The sequence below is a fragment of the Nocardia sp. NPDC050412 genome (assembly GCF_044458825.1).
Classification (GTDB): Bacteria; Actinomycetota; Actinomycetes; order Mycobacteriales; family Mycobacteriaceae; genus Nocardia.
The window spans coordinates 132051-154927 of the sequence record NZ_JBITIJ010000010.1 but is presented as its reverse complement, the minus strand read 5'-3'; the positions used below and the strand labels follow the sequence as shown (position 1 = coordinate 154927).

The window sequence follows — 22877 nt, the reverse complement described above, 5'->3', positions numbered from 1 at the left end:
CTGCGTAGTTCACAGCGTCTCCTGCGGAATCGGCTCGCGCGCGACGAGTGCCCGCAGCACCCCGGGAGTCAGTACCGGTGCGAGCGCGCGCAGCTCATCGGCGGTGCGTGCGCCGCAGTTCAGGCCGCGTAAAACGGTGGCCGCCAAGGCTTCCGCGGTGGCGGGCTCGTCCATGACGCCGCCGCAGCGCCGGTCGAGGTAGGCGACCAGACGTGGCACCGCGACGTCGATGGCGCGACGGAAGAATTCGTAGGTGGCCAGCCAGCGGGTGATCAGGTGGCCCGGATGCATGTCCCAGCCCTGGTAGTAACCCAGGCGCAGCGCCCGGCCGACAAGCCGATGATGGTTGCGCAGTGCGGATTCCGGATCGCGGTCCGGCACGATCTGGGTGGAGCCGTCACAGATCCACACACCCGTCTGGGCCGCGGCCACCTGCATGATCGACTTCGCGTAGTCCGCCGTCGGATGGTCGAGCGCCTGATCGGGTGCGGCGATACCGCACGCTGCGGTGTAGTCATAGGTGCCGAAATGCAAAGCACTGCAACGGCCTTCGGACATGCGAAGCATCTTGGCGACCGGGACGCTGCCGTCGGCGGCGATAATCGCCTGCGGGCTCTCGATCTGCAGTTCGAATCGCAGGGTGCCCGCATCGAGCCCGCAGCCGCGCTCGAGTCCGTCACACAGGGTGACCAGCGCCGCAGCCTGGTGCGCCGCACGGATTTTCGGGACGGTGAAGACGAAACCCCGCGGCACACCGCCCGCGGCATCCAAGACCAGCTCGAGGGTGCGCAGGGCGCGAGTGCGTTCGATACCCGCCAAGCCCTTCATCCGGATGCCGAAGCTGGTCGGCCCACCGGGTTGCTGCGCCCACGCGGCGAGTGTCGCGCCGGCATCGGTGGCGGCCTGGTCCTCCTCGGCGTCGGCGCGGAATCCGTAACCGTCTTCGAAGTCGATGCGCAGATCCTGGATCGGCCGCTGCTCGAGTTGGCTGCGCACGGCGGGCAGCGCGGCTGTGCCGTCGATTCCGGCGAGCAGATCATGGTGGCGATCGAGCAGTTCTATCGCCGCCGCACCCCATTCGACGGGGGTCGTGGCCGTGGCCCGGTCGGCGGGGACGTAGGCGGTGTGGATCGGCTGGACCCGGCCGTCGGAGCCCGGATACCGGGTCCGCAACTCGGCGTCGACCGTGTCGAGCATCGCGTCGATGCGAGCGCGGACGTTCTCGGGTAGCCGTGTCGAATTTGCGCCGCTCGCCGGCGCTGTGTTTCCCGGACCCGGGTGGTTACGCACGCTGCCTCCTCCGGGCCTGACGCTCACGTCGCTGAGTGCTCACCCCTGGTCTCCTTCCTGAAGGGCGCGCCAGATCCGGTCCGCCGTCATCGGCAAACCGGTCTGTCGTACCCCGACAGCATCGCGGATGGCATTCGCCAAGGCGGGGGCGACCGGGTTGTACGGGGATTCGCTCATCGACTTGGCGCCGAGCGGGCCCAGGTCATCGGCGGTTTCGGCGAAGTAGACCTCGGTGTGCGGCAGATCGGCGAACTGCGGGATGTGATAGTGCCGCAGCGTCCGCGTGGTTACCTCGCCTTGCGCGCAGCGCATGTCCTCGTAGAGCGCGGTGCCGATGGCTTGCGCCACGCCGCCGACCACCTGGCCGCGGCATTGCACCGGATTGAGCACCGTGCCCGCGTCGGCGGCCTGGACGGATTGCAGGATGCGCACCAACCCGGTCTCGGGCTGCACGGCGACCCGGAATGCCTGCACATTGAAGCTGACCGATCGCGGGCTGCCCGCGTGTTCGCCGTGTCCGGACAACTCGCCGTCGGCCAGGAGCTCGGTGGCGCCGATCAGTCGATCGCCGCAGCGGACGCCATCGGCAACCAGGACGCACTCCGCTTCGGCGCGACCGGTCAGCTTGGCGGCCCGGACCAGGATGTGCTCGCGCAATGCCACGGCTGCGGCATAGGAGGCCTTGCCCGCGACGGTGATGCCGGTGGATCCGAAGGCGCCGGTGTCGTGGCCGACGACATCGGTGTCCGATTGCCGGATCACAATGCGGCGCATGTCGGTGTGCAGTGCCGTTGCCGCGAGTTGGGCGTGCACTGTTGTGGTGCCGTTGCCGAATTCGACTGTGCCGACCCGGAGTTCGTAGCGTCCGTCGGGGAGCAAGGCGACGGTTGCCTCGGAGCGGTGGCCGCGCGGTGGGATGGTGGCGATCATGGCCAGCGCCATACCGGTACCTACGCGCCATTGCGGACCGGGAGCGCGAACACCATTGCCGCGCAGCAAGGATCGTTCGGCGAGGTCGAGGCATTGATCGAGGCCGTAGCTGCCGAAGTCCAGATCGCTGTCGCCCACTTCCGCGCCGACGAATGCGTCGCCGGGGACGATGACATTGCGGCGGCGGAATTCGAACGGGTCGATATCGAGCGCGCGCGCCAGTTCATCCATGGCCGATTCGACGCCGAAGATGATCTGGCCGAGGCCGTAGCCGCGGAATGCGCCGGAGGGAATGTTGTTGGTGTAGACCGTCTTCGCCTCGACGCGCTTATTGGCGCAACGGTAGACCTCGATGGATTCGCCGACGCCGTGGAACAGCACGCCCGCACTGTGATTGCCGTAGGCACCGGCATCGGCGAGCACGTCGATCGACAGTGCGGTCAGCACGCCGTCGGCATTCGCGCCCGCGGTGACCGCCACCCGCATCGGATGACGGCAAGTGGCGCTGGTGAATTCATCGGAGCGGGTGAATTCGTATTGCACGGGACGACCGGTGCGCAGTACCGCCAGCGCTATCAGGTCCTCGGCCAGCATCTCCTGTTTGGCGCCGAATCCACCGCCCACGCGCTTGGCGAATACGCGCACCCGGTCACGCGGTAGCCCGAATATCTGGCACACCTCGTCGCGCACCAGGAACGGGACCTGTGTGCTGCAGCGGATGACCAGCCTGCCGTCCGCGTCCAACCAGCCGATACCGCCGTGGGTTTCCAGATGTACGTGCTGGGCCCGCGGGGAGTGCCAGACACCACTGACCACCTGTGCCGCCGCGGCGAGGCCCGCCTCGACGTCACCGACCGCACCGTTGATCTCGGCGATCAGATTGCGTTCTGGATCGGCGATACGAGCCGAATCCGGTTTATCGGCATGCAGTTTCGGCGCGTCCGAAAGCAATGCATCGGCCGGATCGAATACCGCCGGCAGGATTTCGTATTCGACCTGTAGTGCTCGGCAACCTGCGCGGGCGATATCCAGGCTCTGCGCCACCACGGCGGCGACCCGCTGTCCGATGAATCGCACCGTGCGATCCAGCACATAGGTGTCATCCGGATCGTCGACTCGCAGTTCGTGGCGTGCGGTGGAAAAGGCGAGATCGGGGGCGTCCGCGTAGGTGAGCACCGCATACACGCCCGGCAGGTTTTCGGCGGCCGAGGTGTCGATGGAGACGATTCGCGCGTGGGGGTGCGGGCTCGGCAGGACGGCGATATGTAGCGGGGCCGTCGGAGGTGCGTCCTCGCCCTCGGGGCTGACGTCGAAGGTGAAGGGTTCTGCACCCGTGACAATTCGAGGTCCGGCGGGCGCGCCGACACCGGTGCCCGCTCGTCCAGTGGCCTCCTCCGATGAGACGTGCCGAGCAGCAGGGTTCAGGTATATGGTCGCGTCCGCACCATGCGCCGATACGCCATCAGGATCCGAGGGGGAAGCAGCGCCCAGGGCATCGGCAATCGTGCTATATCCGGTGCAGCGACAGAGATTTCCCTTCATGAGCTCTGGCAGTGCCTCGGGATCCGGGGCGCTCCGGCCACCGCAGCCGAGACCCGCGGCGGTGACCACCATGCCCGCGGTGCAGAAACCGCATTGGAAGGCCGCCGAGTCCACGAACCGCTGCTGGACGGGGTGCGGCTCTTCGGCGGTACCGAGGCCGGAAGCGGTGGTGATGGAGCGGTCCGCGGCACGATAGGCGGGAATGATGCACGAGTGCACCGGCACACCGTCCAGTTGCACGGTGCACGCACCGCAATCGCCCGCATCACAACCTTTTTTCACCGCGAAATGGCCGTGTTCGCGCAACAGCGTACGCAGGCATTGCCCCGGACGAGGTTCGGCCTGCACCAAGCGACCATCGACCTCGAATCTCATTGCCCATCACCGGCTTCGGTGCGTAGCTCGGCCGCGACCTCGCGAGCGAGCACACCGGCGACATGGCGACGCCAGTCCGGTGCTCCGTGCGGATCGTCGAACCACAGTGTCGGGTCGATGGCTGCTACCGCACCCCGCACCTCCGCATCACCAGGCGTCGCATCGAAATCCAGCACTATGGGGCGGGTCGTCGCCGCGGTTATGGTCAGTGCGCAGCGGCCGTCCGCCTCGCGCCGACCCATCACAACCGCACCGGAGCGACCGAGCGGAGCCAGCGCGATCTTCCGGAATGCGGTGCGCGCGTGCAGACTTCGAGTCGGAACGGTGATCGACCGCAACACCTCACCGGGACCGAGCACATTGCGTCCCGGCCCGAGCACGAACTCCCGCAAGGGAATCCGCCGATCATCGCCATCCGGCGACCACACCAGCGCGACGCCGTCCAATGCCACCAGCGCCCCCAACACCGCCCCGGCGGGCAACGACAAACACACATTCCCGCCCACCGTCGCCGTCCGCCATATCTTGTGCGAGGCCACCAACGCCCGACACGCACGCGCGAACAACGCCGTCCCCGGCCACTCCACCCGCAACACCGCCACCCCCAACTCCCGCCCGACCCCAGCCCCGGCGAACTCCGCCAACGTGCAGGTAGCCGCGATCTCCAACCCCTCCCCCGTCTCCGTCAGAGCAGCCCACCCGAGCGCGGCTATATCGACCAGCCGATCCAGCTCCTGCTGCGGCTCCGAGAACAAGAACGTCCCCCCGGCGAGCACCGCACAACCCCCGCCCACAACAGCCAGGTCGGCCCGCCCCCGCGCCACAATCACATCTCGAATCGTGTCCAGATCCACACCACACCTCGCTCCACTACCGCTACCGCCACAGTAGAAGCCGTGGGTTGCCGCGATGTTGCGCGACACCCGTCCCAGGTTGCGCGGTCGTTACCCACGGAACCGCGCAGTCCGCGACGTCTGTAGTTCCAGTATCCAGCAATACCGTCTGATCAGGACATTCGTCTTAACCACGGCAACTCGCCCGACCCACTGAATACGCGTTTGCCCCCGAAGACCAGCCAGGTCCGGTCTGCACACGACGGACCGGGCCCGGCGATCGGGTTGTGTATCCGGGTACAGCCCTCGCACGACTGGATCCGTCGCAGAAACCAAGGCGTTGCGGCATCGGAGCGCCGAACCGGATCCGCGTGGCGCTGCCGGGATACGGGTTGGTGGAGGTCGGCGCAGCGAGAGCCAAACCGGGCTGCAAACACACGTATCGACTTCAGTGACATCAGCAACGACTCAAAATTTCCAGTGGCACAGGCACTCTCGGCACATTGCGAGCTCGGGATACCGCGTGCGACCATATACACCAGCTCAGACTTTCAGTCCTTTCCTGGTGACGTAGACGGTGTGAAAGGTCCACACCCCGGCAAGGACTACCAGCCATTGCAGGCTGCTCACCAGCGGGACCGAGTCGATCGGGAGCGTGTAGGCGAGCACAACGCGTACCAGTGCGTCTCCAGAGAAGGTTGACCCCCAGACCGCGGTCAGCACTCGCAGCTGGCGGCGGAATTGGGAGTCGTTATCCCAGCGTGCATCCCACTGCCGGTAGCCCTCCTCGCCGATCTTCGCCGTGACGATCGCGCGGGAAGTTGTGCGTATGAAGGGCTGCTGGGTGAACAGGGTGGCCAAGATCCACAGGCCTAGCACGCCGAAGATCCAGCTGTCACGCACCATCAGCGTGCGGGGATCACCGGTCACCAGCGACATCACCGCGCCCACCACGATCATGGTGAGAGTGAACAGCGCCACCGTGTCGACGCGGCGCTGCCGGATCGCGTGGTAGGTGAGGAATGGCACGGTGAGCGCGGCGGGCGCGATCAGCGCCAGCCACGGATTCACTCCCGCCGCACGCAAGCCGTAGTAGCCGCCGATCGGCAGCACCAGTTCCACGATCAATTGTCGCGCGACGAGGCGGCGCGCAGCGGCATTTTTCTGTCGCGACGTGCGATCCGCCGCAATCGACTGCTGCTGGTTCATCTCGGCTCGGGACGTGATCACGATTGCCTCCGTGTGGCGTAATCGAATAGGTCGGCCAGTTCGCGTGCGCAGGCCGCGGTATCGAAGTCGGGGTCGAGGCCGGCTCGGGTAATGGCCGCCTCCCGCGCGCCCCGGATGGCCAGCACCATGATGGCGGGATCGAAGTCGCGAAATGCGCCGGCCCGCTGCGCTTCTCGCATCCACCGCTCCTCGGCACGGGTGATCTCGGCCAGATGCTCGACCAGGCCGAACTTCTGCGGGTCGTCGGGACGGATGTTGGCGATGATGCTTGCCAGCGCCCGCTGATGTCGGGGGTACTCGCCGAGCAGTGCCAGGTTGGCCGTGAACCAGGTGCGTAATTGAGCGGTATATCCGGACTCGGCGTCGAGCTTGGCGACGACGAATTCCGTATTCACGCGCACGATCTCGGTGGCCACCTCGCGGATCAGATCATCTTTGCCCTCGAAGTGGTAGGAGATCATGCCGGTACTACTCAGCCCCGCCTGGTTGGCGATCTTCGCAAACGACGCATTCGGATAGCCGGCCTCGGCGATCACCTCGATCGCGGCCTCCACGATCTGCGCGCGGCGCGCGGTCTCGGTGAAGGTCCGCGCCTCACGCTTACCTGAGCCACTCCTTGCTTGCATAAGCAAAACATTAGTGCGTCTTGCTCAGCTAAGCAATATTCGGAACAGACGAGCAAACTCCGATGGGTATTGGTCGTAGTGTCTGCGCAGCGCCGATCGCCGCGCGCATCAAGCTCGCTCGATACGAAGGCGACAGCCGTGACGGCGCTATCCCGCCTTCGCGACGAGCGCCGCCTGCGCCCGCGCGACCTCGCCGCCGACCTTCGCCTCGTCCACCGTGCGCACCTCACCATCTCGAACGACCATGCGCCCGTTGACGATCAATGCCGCCAGTGGCGGTGCCGAGCCGAGAATCAATGCGGTCACCGGGTCATCGATGCCCGCGTGTGCGGGTGTATCGAGGCGCCACAGGGCGAGATCGGCAAGCTTGCCCGGTTCGATCGACCCGATTTCGGCTTCTCGCCCCAGCACCCGCGCACCACCGATAGTGGCCAGCTCCAACGCTTTTCGAGTGCTGATCGCACGCGGTCCGCCCTTGGCCCTCGCATAGAGCAGCGCATTGCGCGGCTCCTCGATCATCGAACTGGATTCATTGCTCGCCGCACCGTCCACGCCGAGGCCGACCGGCACGCCCGCCGCGACCAGATCCGCCGTGCGCGCCGTACCCGCGCCGATCCGCGCATTCGAGGTGGGGCAATGCGCCACTCCGGTACCGGTTTTCGCCATGGTGTCGATGGCAGCGTCGTCCAGGTGGATGCCATGTGCGTACCAGACATCCGAGCCGAGCCAACCGAGTCGCTCCATGTACTGCGCGGGTGTGCAGCCGAACTTATCCGCACAGAACTGCGCTTCATCGATCGTCTCGGCCAGATGGGTATGCAGGCGTACGCCGAGATCGCGTGCCAGTACCGCGGATTCGCGCAGCAACTCCGTGGTCACCGAGAACGGCGAACACGGTGCGAGTGCGATCCGCAGCATCGAGTCGAATGACGGATCATGCCAGCGGGCAACGGCATCCGCGCTCGCGGCGAGAATGGCGTCGAGGGTCTCCACCACCTCGTCGGGCGGCAAACCACCCGAACTCTGCCCGAGATCCATCGAGCCGCGCGTCGGATGGAATCGCAAGCCGACCTCGGCGGCCGCGGCGATCTCCGCGCCGAGCAGGTCGCCCCCTTCGCGCGGGAATACGTAGTGATGGTCGGTGGAGGTGGTGCAGCCCGTCCGGGCCAGCGCGGCGAGCGCACCGGTCGCGGCGACGCGAACCGCATCTTCATCGATACCCGCCCAGATCGGATAGAGCGTGGTGAGCCATTCGAACAGCGTGTTATCCGCGGCCAGACCCCGAGTGACCCACTGGTAGAGATGGTGATGGGTGTTCACCAGTCCCGGCGTGAGCAGGCAGCCGCGGCCATCGATGCGGTGCGTGTCCGCGCCGAGATCGGGCGCGTCACCCGCACCGACCGCGGTGATCCGGTTGCCCTGCACTGTCACATACCCGCGACGGTATTCGGTGCCGTTCGGATCGACGGTCGCCACGGCGCACCCGTCGATGACCGTCGTTGTCGTCATAGTGCCTACGGTAGCCATGCGGGCCCGGCTTCCGGGGCATCTTCCCGCTGCACAGTGGCATGGATGAGCCCGTAGGGCCGGTCATCGGCGTGAAAGACCTCGCCGTGGTTCGCGATGCCGAATCGAGCGAGGTCGTAGTCGAAATGATGCTTATTCGGCGCGGCCAGCCGGATTTCGGCGAGCACCGGAAAGGCCTCGAGTGCGGCCTTGCCCATTTCGAAGAGCGTCTGCTGCATAGCCTTCGAATGCAGCGTCGCGAAGACCTCGACCATCCGCTGCCGGACGCCCGCGTACACCGCATCCCAGTCCACGTCGGTCGTGGCGGCGAATCGCCACTGCGCGACGAGGGATGTCGCGAGCATCCGGTCGCTCGTCGGCGCGAGCACGGTAAAATCGTCGGTGAGGAAGTCGGCGAATTCCGAGCCGGTCGACTTGAGGATCACCAGATCCTTGACCCCGCCGATCACCCAGGCCTGCTGCCGCTCGCCCTTACCCGCGACCGTGACCGTCGCGGTCCGCACCTCTGGCCCCTGCCGCACCCAGGTGTGATCGTGCTCGCTTCCGTCGACGGTAACGCGCTGCCAGGCATACTCTTCGACCTCGATGCGCGCGCTGTCGACCGGTGCGATCTCGTCGACAAAATGTGCGGCGAGCGTTAGCGCATAGTCTTCGATCGGTTGCAGCCCAGGCTTTTTCGCGTACGCGTAGGCGGTCTGCTTCTGGCTATCGGTGGGCAATACCTTCGACTGGTCACCGGCGACATACGCATTGGCGAAATCGCCACGCAGCACCGTGGATACGTTCACATCGCGGATCTCGTGACGCGGCTGGTCCCGATAAATCCGGACGATGCGGTTCTCCGCCTTTCCATACCGGTTGTCGGACAGCACGATCGGTCCGGTCAGCTCCATAGCCGGCTCAGCTCCCTCGGTAGGTGGAAAAGGCGAAGGGCGACAACAACAATGGGACGTGGTAGTGCCGCTCTTCGATGACGACGAATGTGACGCAGATCTCCGGATAGAACGATTCGATCTCCCGCTCGGCGAAGTATGCGCCGGTATCGAACACCAGCCGATACGTCTCGGGTGGCAGTGAAGTACCGAGGGAAGCGATCCGGCCGTCGTCATCGGTTGTTCCGGAACCGAGCACCTCGGTGTCCCGATAGAGCACCACTGCGATACCGGCAGCCGGCGCGCCGGCGGCGGCATCGAGCACATGTGTACTAAGCGTGCTCATTCGGCATCCCCGACCAGCAGCCGCGCCAACCGAATCCGATTGATCTTCGCCAATTCCCTTCGCATAACCAGCCTTTCGGTCTCCGGATCATTTCCGAGCCGGGCACTGAGCAATTCCAGCAGCTCGTCCCCGGACTTACCGGTCGCGCACACCAGGTAGATATGGCCGAACTTCTCCTCATAGGCCAGATTGCCCTCGGCCAGCCGCACCCGCACGGCATCCTCGGCCCCGGCGACCCCGGCCTGCTCCCGCGCGGATGCCGCAGTATGGGGCCGGGCACCGATACGCGGATGTCCGTCGAGTGCGCGATCGACCTCCGCCTCCGACAATTCCGCCAGCACCGCGTCGGCAGCATCGAATACGGCATCAGTATTCGCGTACGGCCGTCCGGCGACCAGAGCCCGCGCCCATTCCGGCGAAGCGCAACACACGAGCAAGGCCGCATTCGCCTTCGCTTCGGGCAATGCGTTGAATTCCGCGAGGCCCCACCCGTCGTGTGTCATCGGACCAGCATCGAATACGACCGACCCGGTCGCCAGTCGAATAGGGATAGATCACTTCCGGCGTGTCGTCGGCGTCCGGCCGTCGACGTCACAGCACTTTTCCGTAACCCATCAGCTACGCGGCCGGGCTACCGTCTGCTCATGGCTGTATCACCCGAACCGGTCTGCGCGGGCATCGTCCTGGCCGCGGGCGCCGGGACGCGCTACGGGATGCCCAAGGCATTGGCCGAGGGCGGCGCCTGGCTGCGGTCGGCGCTAGCGGCCCTGCGCGACGGCGGCTGCGATCCGGTGATCGTGGTGCTCGGCGCGACCGGACCGTCACCGGATGCGGTCGATCTACCCAAGGGTGTCGATCATGTGTGGGCAGCGGACTGGGCGACCGGCCTCGGGGCCTCACTGCGGGCGGGTTTGCGAGCCGTCGCGCATACGCCCGCCGAGTACGTCGCGATCATGCCGGTGGATACCCCCGACGTCGGAGCCGATGTGGTCGCCCGAGTCGTCGCCGCGGCCTTCGCGGCACCGACCGGCTTGGCGCGGGCTGTGTTCCACACCACACCCGGGCATCCCGTCGTGATGTCCCACAAGCATTGGACCTCGGTGTATCAGGCAGCCGTTAGAGATTCCGGCGGGCGCACCTATTTGGCCGGTAATAACGATATGGTGTGCGTCACGTGCGACGATTTGGCGACAGGCGATGATCGTGACTTCCCGGCCACGCCGCACGCGTGAGCGGAGCTGAACAGATGCGGGACATCGTCGACGACCTATTGCGGGTGTGGCATTCGGGCCGAACAGGTGGACTGGCCACCGTCGTGCGAACTGTTGGTTCCGGACCGCTGCCGGTCGGGACATCGATCCTGGTAGATGCCAATGGCGCGGTCTACGGTTCGCTCCTCGGCGGCAGCGTCGAGTCGACAGTGATCGAGGCCGCCGCCGATGCCGCGCGCAGCGGTCGACGCGGACTGCACCGCCTCGGTGTCCCGCCGGGCGAGCCCGGATTGGACTCCGGCGGCATGGTCGATGTTTTCGTCGAGCCGTTCTCACGCCGGGACTTTCCGGAATTCCCCTCCATAGCCGCCGAAATCGCCGCGCACCGCAGGGTTAGCCTGTTCACCGTGGTGTGGAATCCGGATCCGGATCTGATCGGACAGCATCTGATCACCCCGCAGCGGCATGCGACCGAACTGGTAGCGCTGCCCGAATCCGATGTGTTCGTGGCCTCGTTCCCGCCGCCGCCACGGCTGATCATCTTCGGCGCCAACGCCTTTGCCGCAGCACTGTCCGTACAGGCCAAACTGCTCGGCTACCGCGTCACGATCTGCGATTCCCGCGACACCTTCGCAACACCCGAAGCCTTCCCGGGCGCCGAGGTGGTCGTCGACTGGCCGCACCGGTACCTGAATACGCTCTCGGCGGCGGGCGAAATCGATGGCAGCACGGCGATTGTCGTCCTCGGGCACGATCCGACGTTCGAAATCCCACTGCTCACGGTGGCACTTCGGCTACCCGAACTGGGTTACCTCGCCGCCAACGGCTCCTGGTCCGCACACCTGAGACGCATCGAGGATCTGAGGGCGGGCGGTTTCGATGACGCGACTCTGGCCCGCCTGCACTCCCCCGCCGGTCTCGATATCGGGGCACGCACCGCCGCCGAAGTCGCCGTTTCGATCGCCGCCGAACTGCTTGTCGCCCGCTCCGGAGCCGGGCGTCAGATCACCGAAAACCGGAGCGCCGAACCGCAATTCAGGGAATTCCCGGCCAGCGCCCCGGTGGCACTTTAGCGCTACTTCAGGCCAGGATTCTCCGCGTACACCTCGCGCAGCACCGAGAGGTCGAACAGCTGGTCGGCCTTGATATCGATCTTGGCATTGCGCAGTGCGGCGATATTCTGCTCGATCAACTGATCAGTCATGGTCAGCAAACCATTGGCGGTCGAATCCGCGGAAACGACGAGGCCGTTCTGCGCGGTCGCCTCCTGAGTCTGTTCGTTCAGATCGAGTTTCTGATCCTTTCCGTACACCTCGACCGCCAGGCGCCCCGATTCGGCCGGATTCGCCACCGCATCCTTCCAGCCCTTGATCTCGGCGATCAGGAAGGCCTTCAGCTTGTCGCGTTCCTTATCGATGGTGGACTGCTTGACCGTCAGGGTCTCGGCCACCAGCGGCAGGTTGTAGTCCGCGAAGAGGAAATTGACATTCTGAAATCCCTTGGCGGTCAACGTGATCGGCTCATTGGTCACATAGCTGACCCAGCCGTCGACCTCGCCGTTGGCCAGCGGGGTCGGATCGTATTGCGCGGGCACGATGGTCACATCGCTGGGCTTCATACCGTTGGCGTTCAACAGGGCGTTGAAGATCAGCTGATTGGTGTCCTGGACGCCGATCTTGCGGCCCTTCATATCCTGCGGGGTCTTGATCGGCTTGGCGGCGGAGCTGACGATGCAGAACGGGTTCTTCTGATAGGTGGTCGCGACGATCTTGGCGGGTAGGCCCTCCAGGATCGCGGGGGCGGTGGTCTGCGGGGCCGAGGTGCCGAGCCAGACCTTGCCGGTGTCCAGGCCTGCCTCGACCGAGGTGCTCGCCGCACCACCGGCAATCAGATTCACCGAACCGAATCCGGCCTCCTTGTAGTAGCCCTTCGAATCGGCGAAGTATTCGCCCGCGAATTCGATGTTCTTGAGCCAGGACAGCTGGATCGCGACGGAACCGTACTTGGATCCGTCCGCCACCGACCCGCCCGACGAGTCTTTCGAATCATCGCCGCATGCGGCCAGCAGGCTCGCGCCGCCCAATGCTGCGCCGGCCAGCGCGGAGTAACGAAGCAGGGATCGCCGGTTCAGGTGCGGCCCGAACGAAGAGCGTTGTACGGGGTTCATGGGCCGAATCTAGGGGGATTCCGTTTCGATTTCTTTACTTTGGCGTTCCGAGCACTGATTTTACGAAAACTGACCGGTCAGCGGCGGCCCGCTTCGGGCCCGAAGCGCGCCAGTACCAGATTCTCGATGACGCCGACGATCGCGTACAGCAGCACCGAAACAATGGTCACGATAACGATCGAGGCCCACAGCTTGCTGTATTGGAAGGTCGGGATAGCGCGAATCAGACTGGCCCCCAACCCGGTTCCACTACCCAACCATTCACCGAGCAATGCGCCGATCAACGCGCCGGGCACCGAGATTCGCGCCGCCGCGAAGACCGAGGGCAGGGCGGCGGGCACGGCGACCATGCGCAGCCCGGTCCAGCGGGAGCCGCCGTATGCGGCCACCAGGTCCATCGCTTGCCGCGGTGCATTGCGCAAACCGGCCATGATCATGACCAGTGCCGGGAAAAACACCACGATCGCCGCGAGCACCGTCACACCGGCCAGTCCGCGACCGAACACCAGCACGATGATCGGGGTCAGCGCCACCAGGGGCACCGAACGCAAGAGCATGGCCACGGGCATGAATGTCTGCTCGACCACCGAGAACGAGACGAACAGCGCCGCGACGACGAGAGCCGCCAGCATGCCGACGCCGAAACCGATCGCGGCGTCACGCAGGGTGATCTGCAGGTCGTCGAAGATCGCCTGGCGTGCGGTGTGTGCGCCGGAAGAGTTGAACAGGTACTTCCAGATATCGCTGGGTGTTTTGCCTACTCGGGGGCCGACTTGAGGGAAGGCCTTCAGGAAGACGTACCAGATCACCAGCATCAGCAGCAGCGCGGTGACCAGGGGGAACAGGAAGCGGCCGATGCGGGTGAGGACGGCGAGGGCGGCGGCGCTGCGCTGGGGCCGCGTGCTCGCCTCGACGGGTGGCGGCGCGGCGGCAGTCACGTTGTCCATCGGCACGAGTTCGTCGGTCATCGCACTCCTCCAAACGGGCCGCGCGCGGTCTTGCCCAACGCGCACTGCTTTGCCCGACGTACGCCAACTCGCTGCGGAGTTCCGCCGAGCGGAGTCAAATGGTGGTCGCCCACGCCGTATTCGACCGCCATATCACTACAGTCGGCGAGCAAGCTATCTGGACGCGGCGCTAGTGCGCGGCTCATCTCGCCTCCTGGCCGGTCCACGGGGTGACCAATCGAGCGACAATCGCGACAATCGCGTAGCCGAGCCCTGCGAGTGCGGCGGCAGCCAGTGCCATGCCCCAGGTGCGCGGCACGTTATAGGCGGATTGCGCGGCGGTCAGTGCGACACCGATGCCGCTGTCCACCCCGCCGAGGTACTCGCCGATGATCGCACCGAGCACGGCCGACGGGGCGGCAATCTTCAACGCCGCGAACATATTCGGCAGCGCCGCGATCGCCTGCACCCGATAGAGCTGCTGCCAGCGACCACCGCCGTAGGCGCGGATCAAGTCGAGGCTCGTGACATCGGCCGAGCGCAGTCCGGTGACCGTGCCGACCATGGTGGTGAAGAAGCAGTACATCGCCGCGAGGAATACCGTCGGGGTGCGACCGCCGAAGACCACCAGGATGATCGGCCCGAGCGCGAGCAGCGGGATGCAGTAACTGAGGATAGCGAGCTGGGTGGCCAGCGGTTCGATCCACGGGATCAGCACGATCAGGAATGCCAGACCGATGGCCAACGCATTACCCCAGATGAACCCCTTCAGCGCGCCCAGCGCAGTGATCCGGAAGTTGGGGCCGTACAGATCCCAGCCATCGGTGTACATGTTGTGCAGAACGGTCCACGGGCTGGGGATGGTGCCGCCCGCGACCTCCAGCGCCGCCAGCAGCCACCAGATCGCGACCAATCCCAAGACGCCGATCAGTCCACCGATCCGTTTCATGCCGCACCCCCTCGGCGGCGTCGGCGGCATACCACCGGCTGCCGCGGCCGATCATGCCTGACCCGCTGCCAGCCCTGGCGTGCGTGGGCCAGGCATCTGGTCAGGTCACGCGACCGCGGCTCTCGAATGCCATTCATGCCCACACCTCACGGACCGTTCCGGTTGTGCACGACCGCACTACGATTCGCTCGGCTGTATTCAGCATTCGCTCGCTGCGCTCACTCATGCGACACCGCCCTTGCCGGACTTCCCGAACAACAGCTCGGAGAGGTAGTCGTGCAACTTGTGGAATTCCGGCGTGCGCATCATCTCGGGCGTGCGCGGGCGCGGCAGATCGATCTTCACCAGTTCCAGCACCCGGCCCGGCCGCGGACTCATCACCGCGACCACATCGGAGAGGAACACCGCCTCCGCGATGCCGTGCGTAACCATGAGGGTGGTCGCGGGCTTCTCGGTCCAGATCCGCAGCAATTCCAGATTCAGCCGCTGCCGGGTCATATCGTCGAGTGCGCCGAAGGGCTCGTCGAGCAGTAGGACGGTCGGCTTGACGACCAGGGCGCGCGCAATCGAAACACGTTGGCGCATACCGCCGGACAGCTGCGCCGGTTTGGCCTTCTCGAAGCCCTCGAGGCCGACCAGCCGGACCAGATCCGCGATCAGTCCCGGATCCGGTGAAATGCCCGCGACCTGCAGGGGCAGCTTGATATTGGATTCCACCGAACGCCACGGCAGCAGCGCCGAATCCTGGAAGGCGATGCCGAGTTCGTGGCGGCTGCGCAGTTGGGCGGGCGTTTCACCGTCGATGAGCGCCTTACCCGCGGTCGGTGTCTCCAGTCCGGCCAGGATGCGCAGCACCGTCGACTTGCCGCAGCCCGATGGGCCGAGCAGGGATAAGAACGCGCCCTGTTCGGTATGCAGCTCCACCTCGTCCAGCGCCTGCACCGTCTTCCGCCCGACCCGGAATGTCTTCGTCAAACCGCTGATGTGGATGCCCGTCCCGCCAGTGGGCTCCTCGGTACCGCTCGCCGTCATGACCAAAACACTAGGAGCAGGTCGTTGCACGGATATTGCGAATCGCCACCCCAGATTGCGCAATCGTTACGTGATTTCCGATCCGCCTGCGTCGAACCCGCAGGTTGGGATGAGATAGCGACCCGCTCGGGTTACAGCGGAGGTGAACCCACTTTTCGCGCTGCTCGACGCCAAGCTGCATATCGCGGGCTCGGAGATCCTCTGGCGCGAGATCATCGGCAATGGCTTCGGTCTGGCCTCCGCGGTCGGCGGTATGCGGCGGCGGGTGTGGGCCTGGCCGATCGGGATCGCGGGCAATGCCCTGCTGTTCACCGTTTTCGTCGGCGGAATCTTCAACACTCCACAGCATTTGAATATGGCCGGACAAGCCGGGCGTCAGCTGATGTTCATCGCGGTCAGCGTGTACGGCTGGTGGAGCTGGCATCGGCATGCTCGTGCCGAAACCGGACTCGAACACCGCGGTGTCGTACCGCGCTGGGCCAGTGGGCGCGAACGGCTGGTGCTGGTGGCCGCGATGTTGGTCGGCACGGCCGCATTCGCTCGATTGTTCGCGTTGATCGGTTCCTACGGGCCGTGGGCGGAGGCGTGGATCTTCACCGGATCGGTGCTGGCGACCTACGGGATGGCACGCGGGCTCGCCGAATTCTGGCTGATCTGGATCGCCGTCGATCTCGTCGGCGTGCCATTGCTGTTGAAGGCGGGCTATTACCCGTCGGCGACGCTGTATCTGATCTATGCGGGCTTCGTCGCGTGGGGCTTCGCCGTCTGGGTGCGCACCTTGCGCGAAGCCCCTGTCGTCGCTGATCTCGTGCCTTCGCGTTCCTGAAGCTTTTTTCCCAACCTCCGATGAATCGGCGCCACGGCGCCGGTATGTATCCGCACAACCCATCGGAGGAATGCAATGAAGATGACCACGGGGCAGCGCTGGGTGCTGGCGCTGACATCATTCGCGGGCCTGATGATCGTGCTCGACGCACTGGTCGTCACGACCGCGATGCATGCGATCCAGCTCGACCTGCACGCATCGATCGGCGAGCTGGAATGGACGATCAACGCATACAACCTCAGTTTCGCCGTGCTGTTGATGGCGGGCGCGGCGCTCGGTGACCGCTACGGCCGTCGGCGGGTGCTCGTCGGCGGGCTGGCACTTTTCAGTGCGGCGTCGGCCGGATGTGCGCTGGCACCGAATCTGGGTCTGTTGATCGCCGCGCGGACGGCACAGGGCATCGGGGCCGCCGCCATCATGCCCGTGGCGGTTGCCTTGCTCTCGGCGGCTTTCCAGCCGGAGCAGCGGACCAAGGCGCTCGGATTATTCGCGGCGGCAACCGGATTGGCCACCCTCGGAGGGCCGCTGGTCGGCGGTGCGGTGGTGCAGGGCCTGGCCTGGCAGTGGATCTTCTGGTTGAACCTGCCGATCGGTGCGGTGCTGATTCCATTGGTGCGCACGCGGCTCGCCGAAAGTATGGGCGAGGCGCGCAGACTGGACTTTCTCGGAATCGCATTGGTGAGCGTCGCCGCTTTCGGGATCGTCTGGGGCCTGATTCGCGGCAATGAATCCGGTTGGACCAGTATCGAAGTCGTGCTCGCCTTCCTGGTGGGCGCGGTGGCTTCAGTCGGATTCGCGCGCTGGGAACTGCGCGTCAGCGCGCCGCTGATTCCCATGCGCTTCTTTGCCTCGCGGGCCTTCTCCGCGGGCAATGCGGTCGGCTTCCTGCTGGCCGCCTCGATTTTCAGTGGCGCGTTCTTCTTCGCCCAGTTCCTGCAGATCGTGCAGCAGCAAGGTCCGCTCGGCGCCGGACTGCGGTTGGCGCCGTGGACGGTCACCCTGTTCCTGGTGGCACCAATCGCAGGCAAGCAGGTCAACCGGTTCGGTGAGCGTCCGTTGGTTGTCACCGGTTTGCTCATGCAGGCCGTCGGTTACGGGTGGATTGCTCTCACCGCTGGGCCGGACCTGCCGTACGCGGCGATGATCGCGCCCTTCGTCGTCTCCGGCATAGGCGTGTCGATGGCGATTCCCGCCGCACAAAGTGCGGTACTGCGCGCCGTTCCGATGCCCGCCGTCGGGGCGGCATCGGGCACCTACAACACTCTGCGCCAACTTGGCGGCGCCTTTGGAATCGCGGTTCCGGCAGCGGTTTTCGCGGCCGTAGGCGGCTTCGCCAGCGCTCGGGCCTTCAGTGACGGTTTCGCCGCCGCCATCGGGACCGCTGCCCTGCTTGCGCTCCTGGGCGCCGCGATCGGCCTGCTGATTCCGGCCGGTACGCCCGCACCGAACACCATGTCGGCCGACCCTACGGGCACACCGAGCGACGGGGTTGCCTCCGACTTGGCGGCCGATACGGGGGTGAAGGCATGACCAGCGCCACAGATTCCTCGGTAGGTTGTGCACCCATGACGGTCAGTGCGGATTTCGCGGCGCGCACCGCGCCCTACCGGCCCGAACTGCTCGCGCACTGCTATCGGATGCTCGGCTCGATTCACGACGCCGAGGATCTGGTTCAGGAGACGATGCTGCGGGCCTGGCGCTCGGCCGACCGTTATGACGAACAGCGCGCGTCGCTGCGCACTTGGCTGTATCGGATCGCCACCAACGCCTGCCTGACCGCGCTCGAACAGCGCGGCAGGCGGGCGCTGCCCACCGGACTTGTCGGGCCCAGCGAAACCTTGGTCACCAAACCGCAGCGTCATCCCGAAATCCCTTGGCTGGAGCCGATTCCCGACGCACTACTCGGCACCGCGTCCGACGATCCGGCAACCGTGATCGCGGCCCGCAGCGGCATCCGCCTCGCATTCATCGCGGCCCTGCAGTACCTACCCGCCCGACAGCGCGCGGTCTTGATCCTGCGCGACGTACTCGCCTGGTCCGCAGCCGAGGTCGCCGACCTACTCGAAACCTCCACCGCCGCAGTCAATAGCGCACTGCAACGCGCCCGCGCCCAATTGGAGAAAGACGCCCCCATGCTCGACCGCATCTCGGAATCGTTGAGCCCGGACGAACGCGCGATGATCGACCGCTACGTAACCACCTTCGGCAACGCCGACATGGCTTCTTTCGCCAAGTTACTGCGCGACGATGTAGTCCTCGAAATGCCGCCCGCCCTCCTCTGGTTCGCGGGCCGCGCCCACGTCGTCGCCTTCTTCACCGACAGATGTGGTTCCACCCCCGACCTCTGGCGCGCAATCCCGACCTCCGCCAACACCCAACCCGCCATCGCCTACTACCGGCGCGACCAAAACGACACCTACCAGGCACATTCCATCCACCTACTCACCCTCCGCGACGAAGCCATCGACCGAATCACGGTCTTCCTCGACGCCACCCTCTTCCCGGGCTTCGGGCTCCCTACCACCCTCTGAACAGAGGAGGCGAAGGGACAACGCCGAGCCTGTTCTCCGCGAGCGGATGCCGAAATTTGCGGCGGTATCGCCAGTGGTGAACGGCGCCTTTCAAGCGGCGCACCTGGCCCGATCACGCAGTGCCGTGACAGCGGGAAGGACGCGAGTTGCGGTATTGCGCAGTGCGATTCCGGCCTTCGTCGCCGGTATGAGCATCGATGCCGCGGTGGCCACGCCATTGAGTTTGGGGTCGACCAGCACCCGGTGCCGGGTCTCGTAGCGCTGGAACGCGGCCTGGTGGTCCTCCGGTGCGCCCGCCAGTTCCTCCGCCAACGTGTACGCCCCGGCGATCGCGAGGGTGGAGCCGTCGCCGAACAGTGAGACGCAGGATGCGGCGTCACCGAGCAGCGCGATGCGTCCGTGCGACCAGCGCGGGAGTTCACCCTTGCTGACGGCGTCGAAGAACAGGTCGTCGGTGTCGCGGACGCGGTCCAGCAATTCGGGAACCCGCCAGCCCTGGTCGGTGAAGGCCTCGATGACCAGGCGCTTGTGCAGTTCGATGTCGCGATGGTCGAAACCGGGAACCCCCTTGTGCCGGAACATGAATGCCGCGAGGGCGCGACCCTTCGTCGGGTGCACCGACAGTGCCCGTCCCGGCGTGTTGTAGATGAGGACTTCGCGGTCGCTGCCGAATGGCTCATCGACTCGGATGGTCGCGATGTAGATGCCCATGTGCCGGACGAATTCGGATTCATCGCCGAAGGTCAGGCGGCGCACCACCGAATGCAGGCCGTCCGCGCCGATCACGAAGTCGAAGCGGCGCGGATCGGCATGTTCGAAGGTGACATCGACGCCGTCGGTGTGCTGGGTCAGGCCGGTAATGGTATCGCCCCACAGGAATTCGGCGCTGTCGCGGCTGGCGTCGAGCAGGATCGCGGCGAGATCGGCTCGAGGGATCTCGACCTCGCGGTCGCCCGCCGATCCCTGGAAGGCCTTCAGATCCATCCCGGCGATGCGGCGGCCGCTCGCGTTGACGAAATTCATCTGGGACACAGCGGAATTCGCAGCGCGCAGGTGCGGCATGATGCCCATGCGCTCGGCCACATCGATGGCAGGTCCTTTTACGTCGACCGGATTGCCACTCGAGCGTTGGCCTGTCGCCCGCTCGACCACCGTGACCTGGAAGCCGCGGTCGGCCAGCCAGTACGCCAGGGTCGCACCGCCGATGCCCGCGCCGGAGATCAGAACCGTCTTGTTCATGACAACACCTTTCGATTAAGTGGACGAATTTCGTCCGGTTAATGGGGAGCGTACAGTAAGCGGAAGGATTTCGTCCACTTGAACTCGGAGGTGAGGGCGACGACCGGTCCGAAGAGGGCTGATGCCAGGAACAACCGGGATCAGATCATTGCCGCGACGCTGGTGACCTTCCGTGAGCAAGGTGTCGATGTGCCGATGAAGGAGATCGCGGATCGGGCGGGTGTGGGTGTCGGCACGCTGTATCGGCACTTCCCGGATCGGGATGCGTTGATCGCCGAGACTGCCCAGTCCTACCTCGCGGAACTGGCGCAGATGGCGGCGACCGCATTGGAGCAGGAGGATGCGGCGTGGCCCGCGCTTGCGCGGTTTCTGCACGAATGTGCGCAGCGACGGGTCGGGGCGCTCGCATCGGCGATCGAGCCGAATCTGCACGCCGAGATACAGGCCGATCCGCGGTTGCACGAGGTGCGAGGGCGGATTGTCGAATCGGTCTCGCGGATGACCAGGCAGGCGCAGCAGGCCGGTGCTATGCGCGCCGATATCGAGCCCGGCGAGGTGGCCGGGCTGATGACCTTGCAGATCTACACCCGGCCCGGTGAGTCGTATGCGGACGCGGTCCGTCGGGTGGTCGATCTCGTGCTCGATGGATTGCGGGCGCGGTGATGAAGGTGTCCGACTTGGTAATACGGCGGCCGAATCTCTACGGTCGGCACGTGCCTGTGCTCAGATTGTTCGCGTGCGTGGAAATCCAGCAGGTCGCTCGCGTGGACGGGAAGGCTTGACATGACCGGACCGACGGACCGGCCGCAGCGATGGAACCGACTGCTGGAACTGCTCGCCGACACCGGGCGGCTTTCGGTAGAGGAGGCCGCCGAACGCCTCGGGGTTTCCACGGCGACGGTACGCCGCGACTTCACCGCACTCGCCGAACAGCAGTTGGCGACCAGGACACACGGCGGTGTGGTCGCGACTTCGGTCGCCTACGACCTGCCCGCGCGCTACCGGCAGGGCGCGGATGAGCCGAAGCAGCGGATCGCCGAACACGCTGCGGGACTTATCGAACCGAGTGCGGTAGTCGGAATGAACGGTGGCACAACGACGACCGCCGTGGCACGCGCATTGGCCGGACGAACCGATTTAGCCAATGCCGCCGGTGACCCACTGACCATCGTCACCAACGCGCTCAATATCGCGGGCGAGATGGTGTTGCGGCCACATATGCGCACAATCGTGCTCGGCGGGGTGGCGCGCCGGGAGTCCTATGAGTTGCATGGACCGTTGGCCGAGCGAGCACTGGCCGAATTGCGTTTGGACGCACTGATTCTCGGGGTCAATGCGATTTCCGCCGAGGGCGGCGCGCAGTGTCGGCATATCGATGAAGCCGGGGTGACCACCGAGATGGTCCGGCGGTCCGGTCAGGTGACGGTCGTCGCCACCGCGGACAAACTGGAGCGCTCAGCGCTGGCCCGGATCTGCGGGATCGAGCAGGTCGATGTGCTGGTGACGGATTCGGATGCGGATCCGGCCGCGGTGGCGACGATTCGAGCTGCCGGGGTTCGAGTGGACGTGGTTTAGCGCGGCGGGGACTTCGAAGTCCCGGATAGGCGTCAGAGGAACGCCAGGAGGTGGCGAGCGGTCTGCTCCGGGGCTTCCTCCGGCAGGAAATGTCCGACGTCGAGCGGACCACCACGGACATCGTCCGCCCAGCGGCGCCATACCTCCAGCGGCCTATGCCAACTGCCGACAGCGCCTGTGGCACTCCACAATACGAGCAGCGGACATTCGATCCGCCGCTGCCCGCGGTCAGCCTCGTCATGCGCATAATCGAGGGTCGCGGCGGCCCGATATTCCTCGCAAATCGCATGCACGGTATCCGGGTCGCGGAATTTCGCGATGTATTCCGTACGGATTTCATCCGAGAAAACACCGGGATCCTCGGCCCAGCTATCGAGCATATGATTCACCAGAATCGCCGGATCACCGACAATGAGCCGTTCCGGAATCGGTGCCGGTGCGGCGAGGAAGGACCACACCCAGAATCCGAGGCTGAAGTCCATATCCGCCGCACGGAAGCTGTCAGCGGTCGGCACGATATCCAGAACCGCCAGACGCGTAACGATTTCCGGATGATCCAGCGCCATGCGATACGCGCACTCGCGCCACGATCATGACCGACCACGCTGAACCGATCATGGCCGAGGCTCGCCATCACCTCGACCTGTTCGGCGGCGATGGCCCGCATGCTGTGCGGACTGTGGTCCGGCCGACTCGGCGGCGAGGCGCTGTCGCCGAATCCCCGCAGATCCGTTGCCACGATGGTGAACCGCTCGGCCAACCGCGACGCGACCTTATGCCACATGAGGTGTGTCTCGGGTATCCCGTGCAGTAACAAGACGGGCGGCCC

22 protein-coding genes and 1 pseudogene are annotated in these 22877 nt (G+C 65.6%); 7 read left to right on the top strand and 16 right to left on the bottom strand.

Translation table 11 applies throughout. The annotated features are described in order from the left end of the window. Window positions 1-9 precede the first annotated feature (9 nt). The 9 genes from ACIBI6_RS27140 to uraD form a co-directional block, all read right to left on the bottom strand. Complete coding sequence (locus ACIBI6_RS27140) at window positions 10-1197, bottom strand: DUF6986 family protein (protein WP_364353413.1); 1188 nt, start codon at window positions 1195-1197, stop codon at window positions 10-12. Window positions 1198-1329: 132 nt separating this feature from the next. After that, entirely contained in the window at window positions 1330-4137 is a 2808-nt protein-coding gene (locus tag ACIBI6_RS27135) for a molybdopterin-dependent oxidoreductase (protein WP_396958270.1), read from the bottom strand. After that, window positions 4134-4991: an FAD binding domain-containing protein gene (locus tag ACIBI6_RS27130; protein WP_396958269.1), complete on the bottom strand. Its 858-nt coding sequence runs from the start codon at window positions 4989-4991 to the stop codon at window positions 4134-4136. Before ACIBI6_RS27130 ends, ACIBI6_RS27135 begins: the two co-directional genes overlap by 4 nt. Before the next feature lie 522 nt (window positions 4992-5513). Further along, window positions 5514-6200 (bottom strand): VC0807 family protein, encoded by a 687-nt coding sequence (locus ACIBI6_RS27125; protein ID WP_364353422.1) that lies wholly within the window; start codon window positions 6198-6200, stop codon window positions 5514-5516. Then, window positions 6197-6826: a TetR/AcrR family transcriptional regulator gene (locus tag ACIBI6_RS27120; protein WP_364353425.1), complete on the bottom strand. Its 630-nt coding sequence runs from the start codon at window positions 6824-6826 to the stop codon at window positions 6197-6199. Before ACIBI6_RS27120 ends, ACIBI6_RS27125 begins: the two co-directional genes overlap by 4 nt. Before the next feature lie 147 nt (window positions 6827-6973). Beyond that, the gene (locus ACIBI6_RS27115; RefSeq protein WP_396958268.1) at window positions 6974-8335 is read right to left on the bottom strand and encodes an 8-oxoguanine deaminase; all 1362 of its coding nucleotides are present in this window, start codon (window positions 8333-8335) and stop codon (window positions 6974-6976) included. Between the two features lie 5 nt (window positions 8336-8340). Next, on the bottom strand, window positions 8341-9246 hold the full coding sequence (pucL, locus tag ACIBI6_RS27110) for a factor-independent urate hydroxylase (protein ID WP_364353431.1): 906 nt from the start codon (window positions 9244-9246) through the stop codon (window positions 8341-8343). Window positions 9247-9253: 7 nt separating this feature from the next. Beyond that, a complete protein-coding gene (gene uraH, locus ACIBI6_RS27105; protein WP_396958267.1) occupies window positions 9254-9571 on the bottom strand; it encodes a hydroxyisourate hydrolase in 318 nt (105 codons plus the stop codon). Then, window positions 9568-10074, bottom strand: coding sequence for a 2-oxo-4-hydroxy-4-carboxy-5-ureidoimidazoline decarboxylase (gene uraD, locus ACIBI6_RS27100; protein ID WP_396958266.1), 507 nt, complete (start codon window positions 10072-10074; stop codon window positions 9568-9570). Before uraD ends, uraH begins: the two co-directional genes overlap by 4 nt. Window positions 10075-10215: 141 nt before the next feature. Between uraD and ACIBI6_RS27095 the strand changes: the two genes are divergently transcribed. Further along, window positions 10216-10803: a nucleotidyltransferase family protein gene (locus ACIBI6_RS27095; RefSeq protein WP_364353440.1), complete on the top strand. Its 588-nt coding sequence runs from the start codon at window positions 10216-10218 to the stop codon at window positions 10801-10803. Between the two features lie 14 nt (window positions 10804-10817). Next, window positions 10818-11855: an XdhC family protein gene (locus ACIBI6_RS27090; protein WP_364353443.1), complete on the top strand. Its 1038-nt coding sequence runs from the start codon at window positions 10818-10820 to the stop codon at window positions 11853-11855. 2 nt (window positions 11856-11857) lie between these two features. Here ACIBI6_RS27090 and ACIBI6_RS27085 read toward each other — a convergent pair whose 3' ends face one another. The 4 genes from ACIBI6_RS27085 to ACIBI6_RS27070 form a co-directional block, all read right to left on the bottom strand. Further along, window positions 11858-12949: an ABC transporter substrate-binding protein gene (locus ACIBI6_RS27085; protein WP_364353445.1), complete on the bottom strand. Its 1092-nt coding sequence runs from the start codon at window positions 12947-12949 to the stop codon at window positions 11858-11860. Between the two features lie 77 nt (window positions 12950-13026). After that, the gene (locus tag ACIBI6_RS27080) at window positions 13027-13764 is read right to left on the bottom strand and encodes an ABC transporter permease (protein WP_245672143.1); all 738 of its coding nucleotides are present in this window, start codon (window positions 13762-13764) and stop codon (window positions 13027-13029) included. A gap of 334 nt (window positions 13765-14098) precedes the next feature. Continuing rightward, the gene (locus ACIBI6_RS27075) at window positions 14099-14845 is read right to left on the bottom strand and encodes an ABC transporter permease subunit (protein WP_364353448.1); all 747 of its coding nucleotides are present in this window, start codon (window positions 14843-14845) and stop codon (window positions 14099-14101) included. 222 nt (window positions 14846-15067) lie between these two features. After that, window positions 15068-15877, bottom strand: a complete 810-nt coding sequence (locus tag ACIBI6_RS27070; protein WP_364353451.1) for an ABC transporter ATP-binding protein — start codon at window positions 15875-15877, stop codon at window positions 15068-15070. Window positions 15878-16019: 142 nt separating this feature from the next. Between ACIBI6_RS27070 and pnuC the strand changes: the two genes are divergently transcribed. The 3 genes from pnuC (at window position 16020) to ACIBI6_RS27055 (ending at window position 19234) form a co-directional block, all read left to right on the top strand. Beyond that, the gene (pnuC, locus tag ACIBI6_RS27065) at window positions 16020-16703 is read left to right on the top strand and encodes a nicotinamide riboside transporter PnuC (RefSeq protein WP_364353454.1); all 684 of its coding nucleotides are present in this window, start codon (window positions 16020-16022) and stop codon (window positions 16701-16703) included. A gap of 75 nt (window positions 16704-16778) precedes the next feature. Further along, window positions 16779-18233, top strand: coding sequence for a DHA2 family efflux MFS transporter permease subunit (locus ACIBI6_RS27060; protein ID WP_396958265.1), 1455 nt, complete (start codon window positions 16779-16781; stop codon window positions 18231-18233). A gap of 35 nt (window positions 18234-18268) precedes the next feature. Further along, window positions 18269-19234 carry a sigma-70 family RNA polymerase sigma factor gene (locus ACIBI6_RS27055; RefSeq protein WP_364353460.1) on the top strand — a complete coding sequence of 322 codons (966 nt, stop codon included), beginning with the start codon at window positions 18269-18271 and terminating at the stop codon, window positions 19232-19234. Between the two features lie 90 nt (window positions 19235-19324). Here the strand turns inward: ACIBI6_RS27055 and ACIBI6_RS27050 are convergent, their stop codons facing one another. Further along, on the bottom strand, window positions 19325-20473 hold the full coding sequence (locus ACIBI6_RS27050; protein WP_396958264.1) for an FAD-dependent monooxygenase: 1149 nt from the start codon (window positions 20471-20473) through the stop codon (window positions 19325-19327). A gap of 78 nt (window positions 20474-20551) precedes the next feature. On the opposite strand from ACIBI6_RS27050, the gene ACIBI6_RS27045 reads away from it, so the two are divergent. Next, the gene (locus ACIBI6_RS27045) at window positions 20552-21136 is read left to right on the top strand and encodes a TetR/AcrR family transcriptional regulator (protein WP_364353466.1); all 585 of its coding nucleotides are present in this window, start codon (window positions 20552-20554) and stop codon (window positions 21134-21136) included. A 120-nt stretch (window positions 21137-21256) separates the two neighbouring features. Beyond that, on the top strand, window positions 21257-22048 hold the full coding sequence (locus ACIBI6_RS27040; protein ID WP_364353469.1) for a DeoR/GlpR family DNA-binding transcription regulator: 792 nt from the start codon (window positions 21257-21259) through the stop codon (window positions 22046-22048). A gap of 32 nt (window positions 22049-22080) precedes the next feature. On the opposite strand, the gene ACIBI6_RS27035 is transcribed toward ACIBI6_RS27040, so the two are convergent. Beyond that, complete coding sequence (locus ACIBI6_RS27035) at window positions 22081-22614, bottom strand: alpha/beta fold hydrolase (protein ID WP_396958341.1); 534 nt, start codon at window positions 22612-22614, stop codon at window positions 22081-22083. A gap of 47 nt (window positions 22615-22661) precedes the next feature. Next, window positions 22662-22832, bottom strand: a pseudogene (locus ACIBI6_RS27030) (alpha/beta fold hydrolase); the annotation flags it as partial. Between the last annotated feature and the right edge of the window lie 45 nt (window positions 22833-22877).